Here is a 5,451-nt window from a genome sequence, read left to right as displayed (position 1 = left end):
GCCATGAATGGTCTGGACGTGGGCGAGATCAGCCAGCCGGTCAAGAGCCGCTTCGGCTACCACATCATCGAAGTCGAGGAGCGTCGCCAGCAGGATGTGACCAACTCCAGCCAGCGTGACAAGGTGCGCAAGACCCTGTTCCAGCGCAAGCTCAATGATGAGCTCGAAGCCTGGCAGCAGCAGGTGCGTGCTGAGGCCTATGTCGACAACCGTCTCGATGAGCAGTAAGTCCGAGTGGAGCAGCGAGACACCGTCATGAATTGTCGCGAAGAGATTGCGCCCGACATCATCGCCCTGACCGCCGGCGAGCCGGCGGGTATCGGCCCGGAACTGCTGGTCATGCTGGCCGGTCAGGCGGAAGCGTTCCCCGCACAGCTGGTCGCCGTGGCGGACCCCGCCTTGCTGGTCAGTCGTGCCCGCCTGCTGAGACTGCCGCTGGTGGTGCATGAGCTGGCGCCGGGTGACCCGCTGCCGCCGGCCCGCAATGGTGAGCTGGCCGTGTGGCCGGTGCCGCTGGCAGTGCCCAGCGAGCCGGGCGTGATCGATGCGCGCAATGGCGATCATGTGCTGGCGATGCTGGATGTCGCCATCGCCGCCTGCCAGGCGGGGCATGCCAGCGCGATGGTGACGGCGCCGCTGTCCAAGGCCGCCGTGATCGAGGCCGGGCATGCGGGCTTCACCGGCCACACCGAATACCTGCGCGATGTCTGCGGGGTCGAGGAAGTGGTCATGATGCTGGCGTGCCCCGGGCTGCGGGTGGCGCTGGCCACCACGCACCTGCCGCTGCGCGAGGTGGCCGATGCCATCACGCCCGAGGGCCTGACGCGGGTGATGAAGATCCTCGCCAAGGACCTGACGCGCTACTTCGGCTGTGCCGCGCCGCGCATCGCGGTGTGCGGGCTCAATCCGCATGCCGGCGAGGGCGGGCATCTGGGGCATGAGGAGATCGAGGTGATCTCCCCGACGCTCGACGCCCTGCGCGCGACCGGCATGCAGCTGGATGGCCCGCTGCCGGCCGACACCTTGTTCACGCCGCGGCATCTGGAGGGCGTGGATGCAGTACTGGCGATGTACCACGACCAGGGCCTGCCGGTGCTCAAGTATGCCGGCTTCGGTGAAGCCGCCAACATCACGCTGGGCCTGCCGATCGTGCGTACCTCCGTGGATCACGGCACGGCGCTGGACCTCGCCGGCAGCGGACGTGCCGACGTCGGCAGCCTGTTGCAGGCCGTACGTGTCGCCATCGAGATGGCAGCCGCCGCGCGAGCCTGAGATAATCCCCGCATCACTCGGGCGTGACCGCATGGCGGCACGTCAGGCGTACGCCACAGCGTGGCGTCTCGCTACCCCAGTCATTCGACCATCGAGGATGGTCTCGCCGCCCCGGTCTGCCTGTGTCCCTGCAGGCCATGGCGGCGTCTTGTTGTCGGGAATCCCGACGGATTCCCAGGAGGAAGGTCAGTCCCATGTCCCAACATTTCCCCGCGCATCGCGCTCGCAAGCGTTTCGGTCAGAACTTTCTGCAGGACCTTGGCGTCATCTCTCGCATCGTGAATGCCATTCGTCCCGCGGAAGGCGAGCGCCTGGTCGAGATCGGCCCGGGGCAGGGTGCCTTGACCGGCCCGCTGCTGGAAGCGGCAGGCAAGCTGGAAGTCATCGAGCTGGACCGTGACCTCATCCCGGGTCTGCGCGTGCAGTTCTTCAACTACCCGGACTTCGTGATCCACGAAGGCGATGCCCTGCGTTTCGACTTCCCGGAGCTGGTCGGTGATGGCCCGGCACTGCGCGTGGTCGGCAACCTGCCGTACAACATCTCCACCCCGCTGATCTTCCACCTGCTGGAAGCACGCGGCGCGATCTCCGACATGCACTTCATGCTGCAGAAGGAAGTCGTCGAGCGTCTGGCCGCCGAGCCGGGTGGCACCGACTGGGGCCGCCTGTCGGTGATGACCCAGTATTACTGCGCGGTGGAAAATCTGTTCCTGGTGCCGCCGAGCGCCTTCTTCCCGGCGCCGAAGGTGGATTCCGCCATCGTGCGTCTGGTGCCGCACCGTGAATTGCCGCATCCGGCCAAGGACGAGAAGCTGCTCGCCGTCATCGTGCGCGAAGCCTTCTCCCAGCGCCGCAAGACGCTGCGCAACAACTTCAAGGGCCGCATCGATGCCGACCAGCTGACCGCGCTGGGCATCGATCCCTCGCGTCGTCCGCAGACACTGACCGTCGCTGAGCTGGTGATGATCAGCAACCACCTCAGTGAGCAGGGCATGACGGTGGACAAGGCCGACAAGGCACCGAAGAAGCGTCCACGCAGCAATGTCGGCCACGGTGCGCCGGCAGCCGACAGTGCCAGTGGTAGTGATGGGAATAGTGACAGTGGCGAGCGCCTCGATGCCGAGAGCGATGCCAAGGGCGACGCCCGCAACGCCAGCGACCACGACGCATGAGTAGCGTGGCGGACATCCGTATCGACGCCGTACCCGAGTACTGCGCCGACGAGAGTCGTCCGAGCGAGAACCGACACGTGTTCCGCTATACCATCACCGTGCACAACGGGACGGATGAGACCGTGCAGCTGCTGGCGCGCTACTGGAAGATCACCCAGGGCAGCGGCGATGAGCAGGAAGTGCGTGGCAAGGGCGTGGTCGGCAAGCAGCCGCTGATCGCGCCCGGCGAGAGCTTTCGCTATACCTCGCGCGCCGTGCTCGACATGCCGGTCGGCGTGATGCAGGGGGCCTATACCTTCTGTGACGCGACCCATGCGCGCACCTTCGAGGTCGCCATCGCACCGTTCCGTCTCGCCGGTCCGCATCAGGTTCACTAGGGTGGCCGCGTGACGCAGCGTTTCGTATTCAAGACAGCAAGTCAGGCCGCCACGGCGGTCAGGGAGTGGGCATGACGCAGTGGGCGATTGGCGATTTGCAGGGCTGCCATCAAGAGTTCGAACTTCTGTTGCAGCGCCTCGATTTCACGCCGGGGCGCGATGTGCTGTGGCTGGCGGGAGACCTGGTCAATCGCGGGCCGGGCTCGCTGGAGTGCCTGCGTCTGGTCAAGTCGCTGGGCGATGATGCGCGGGTGGTGCTGGGCAACCATGACCTCCACCTGCTGGCGGTGGCCGAAGGCTTCAGCCGTCACAAGCGCTCCGATACGCTGACGCCGATTCTCGAGGCGCCGGACCGTGAGGAGCTGCTGGACTGGCTGCGTCGTCAGCCGCTGATGGTGGATGCGCTGGTCGGCAATCGCCGCACGGTGATGAGCCATGCCGGCGTGTTGCCGAGCTGGACGCTGGACCAGGCGGCCGGTTATGCCCGCGAAGCGCACGCCGTGCTGGCGGGCGACGACTATCGAGGCTTTCTCGGCGAGATGTACGGCAATACGCCGGACCGCTGGCAGGAGGATCTCGAAGGCACGCCGCGCCTGCGCTGCATCGTCAATGTCTTCACGCGCATGCGCTTTCTGTACAGTGATGGCCGACTGGATTTCGCGGCCAAGGAAGGGCTGGATAGCGCGCCGGAGGGGAGCCGTCCCTGGTTCCAGTACCCGCGTCCCGAAGGGGTCTGGGATGATTCGCCGCGCCTGCTGTTCGGTCACTGGGCTGCTCTGGAAGGCGAGACGCCGGCGGCGCGTCAGGATGTCGAGGCGCTGGACACCGGCTGCGTGTGGGGCGGTGGCCTGACGGCGCTCAATCTCGAGACGGAAGAGCGCGTCTTCGAGCCGGCGCTGACCTCGCGCTGAGCGCCCTCCCGTCGCCAGTGACAGCAGGTCTGCCGTCGCTGGCGAATGCCTTTCCCTTACTCAACAAGCGGAGTCCGCATGAGTTTCGAACATCTTGATCTCGCAACCCTCAGTGACTGGCGCCAACGCGACCCGTCGCTCGTGGTACTCGATATCCGCGATCCGCTCAGCTTCACGCAGGGGCGTATCCCGGGCAGCCGTCATCTGGACAACGCCAGTGCCGGTGCCATTCTGGAAGACACCCCGCGCGACAAGCCGCTGGTGGTGGTCTGCTATCACGGCCATTCCAGTCAGCAGGCCGCCGCCTGGCTGGCGGGGCAGGGCTTCGAGAAGGTCTATTCCCTCGATGGTGGCTTTACCCAGTACCAATTGACGCATGGTGATGACGTCGAGAGCGGTAGCTGACGCCGCCTGCACGTGACTGCCATCACTGGCCTTACTTCCTCGCTTTCCTCATTCAGCTTTGTATCTCGTGCCGCAGGGCAAGGACATTCGCATGACTCAGACGACGCCTTCTTCACTGACCGATTCGCGTGACCGCCTGTTGAGCGGGCTTGAGGTCTATCGCGTGGGCGGCGCGGTGCGTGATGCGCGCCTGGGTTGGCCGTGGCACGAGTGTGACTTCGTGGTGGTGGGCGCGACGGTGGAAGACATGCAGGCGCGTGGCTTCCGGCCGGTCGGGCGGGACTTCCCGGTCTTCCTGCATCCGCAGACCCAGGAGGAGTACGCGCTGGCGCGTACCGAGCGCAAGTCCGGCCACGGGTATGTCGGCTTCAGCGTGCATGCCAGTCCCGATGTGACGCTGGAAGAGGACCTCATTCGTCGCGACCTGACCATCAATGCCATGGCCGAGCCGCTCGACAGCACGCCGGGGCAGGGCGAGGTGATCGACCCCTACGGTGGCATGGCGGATCTCGAGGCGCGCGTGTTGCGTCATGTCTCGAGCGCCTTCAGCGAAGACCCGTTGCGCGTATTGCGCGTGGCACGCTTTCTGGCGCGCTATCAGGGGCTCGGCTTCACGGTCGCGGAGGAGACCCGACAGATGATGGTCGCCATGGTCGAAAGCGGCGAGGTCTCGCATCTGGTGGCCGAGCGGGTCTGGAAGGAGACCGAGAAGGCGCTGGGCGAGGCCAGTCCCGAGGCCTACTTCCAGCTGCTCGATGAGCTGGGGGCGCTGACGGTGCTGATGCCGCCGCTGACTCGCGATGCCGCACAGCTCACAGCGGCACTGGCGCGGCTGGATCGCCTGCCGCGTCAGCTGGTCGATGAGGCGGAGATGGTCTGCTGGCGCATGGCGCGCCTGGTGGAGCACCTGTCACGCGACGAGATCGATGCCCTGGCGCAGGACTTGCGCCTGCCCAGCGCCGTGCGTGACGCCGCCCAGCAGGCACGTCTGTGCCGGGAATTGAACGAGGCCTCGCGGCGGGAAGGTGGCGTGAGCGCAGCCGATCTCAAGGCCTGGCTGGATGGTGTCGATGCCTGGCGGCGTGGCGAGCGCCAGTCGGTGCTGGTGGCCCTGCTGGCCGTCGAGGACAAGGGGTTGGCAAGGCTGGGCAATGCCGTCTGGCAAGCCGCGACGGCGGTGTCGCCGCAGTCTCTGGTCGAACAGGGCCTGAAAGGGGCGGAGATCGGGCGTGCGCTCAGCAAGCAGCGCCAGCAGGCCATCGAGCAGGCGCTGAGCGAATGGCAGGCCATGCCGGAAGTGCACGCGCCTCATTG

General features: G+C 66.3%; 6 protein-coding genes and 1 pseudogene. All 7 read left to right on the top strand.

Translation table 11 applies throughout. The features are described from left to right. On the top strand, positions 1-228 hold a 228-nt coding region (locus AC4FAH_RS06925), incomplete at its 5' end, for a peptidylprolyl isomerase (protein ID WP_490245805.1). Between the two features lie 27 nt (positions 229-255). Next, positions 256-1,272 (top strand): 4-hydroxythreonine-4-phosphate dehydrogenase PdxA, encoded by a 1,017-nt coding sequence (pdxA, locus tag AC4FAH_RS06920; protein ID WP_153636565.1) that lies wholly within the window; start codon positions 256-258, stop codon positions 1,270-1,272. A 194-nt stretch (positions 1,273-1,466) separates the two neighbouring features. Then, a pseudogene (gene rsmA / locus AC4FAH_RS06915) lies at positions 1,467-2,255 on the top strand (16S rRNA (adenine(1518)-N(6)/adenine(1519)-N(6))-dimethyltransferase RsmA); the annotation flags it as partial. Positions 2,256-2,440: 185 nt separating this feature from the next. Beyond that, positions 2,441-2,821, top strand: coding sequence for a Co2+/Mg2+ efflux protein ApaG (apaG, locus tag AC4FAH_RS06910; protein ID WP_043334633.1), 381 nt, complete (start codon positions 2,441-2,443; stop codon positions 2,819-2,821). A gap of 71 nt (positions 2,822-2,892) precedes the next feature. Continuing rightward, positions 2,893-3,732: a symmetrical bis(5'-nucleosyl)-tetraphosphatase gene (locus AC4FAH_RS06905; protein WP_286987488.1), complete on the top strand. Its 840-nt coding sequence runs from the start codon at positions 2,893-2,895 to the stop codon at positions 3,730-3,732. A 78-nt stretch (positions 3,733-3,810) separates the two neighbouring features. Next, a complete protein-coding gene (gene glpE, locus AC4FAH_RS06900) occupies positions 3,811-4,137 on the top strand; it encodes a thiosulfate sulfurtransferase GlpE (RefSeq protein ID WP_054557228.1) in 327 nt (108 codons plus the stop codon). Between the two features lie 91 nt (positions 4,138-4,228). Beyond that, on the top strand, positions 4,229-5,451 hold a 1,223-nt coding region (locus tag AC4FAH_RS06895; protein WP_490245804.1), incomplete at its 3' end, for a tRNA nucleotidyltransferase/poly(A) polymerase-related protein.

Source organism: Cobetia sp. (assembly GCF_983723665.1).
Note: the sequence above shows the minus strand (reverse complement) of the source record. Positions and strands in the feature narration are given on the sequence as shown.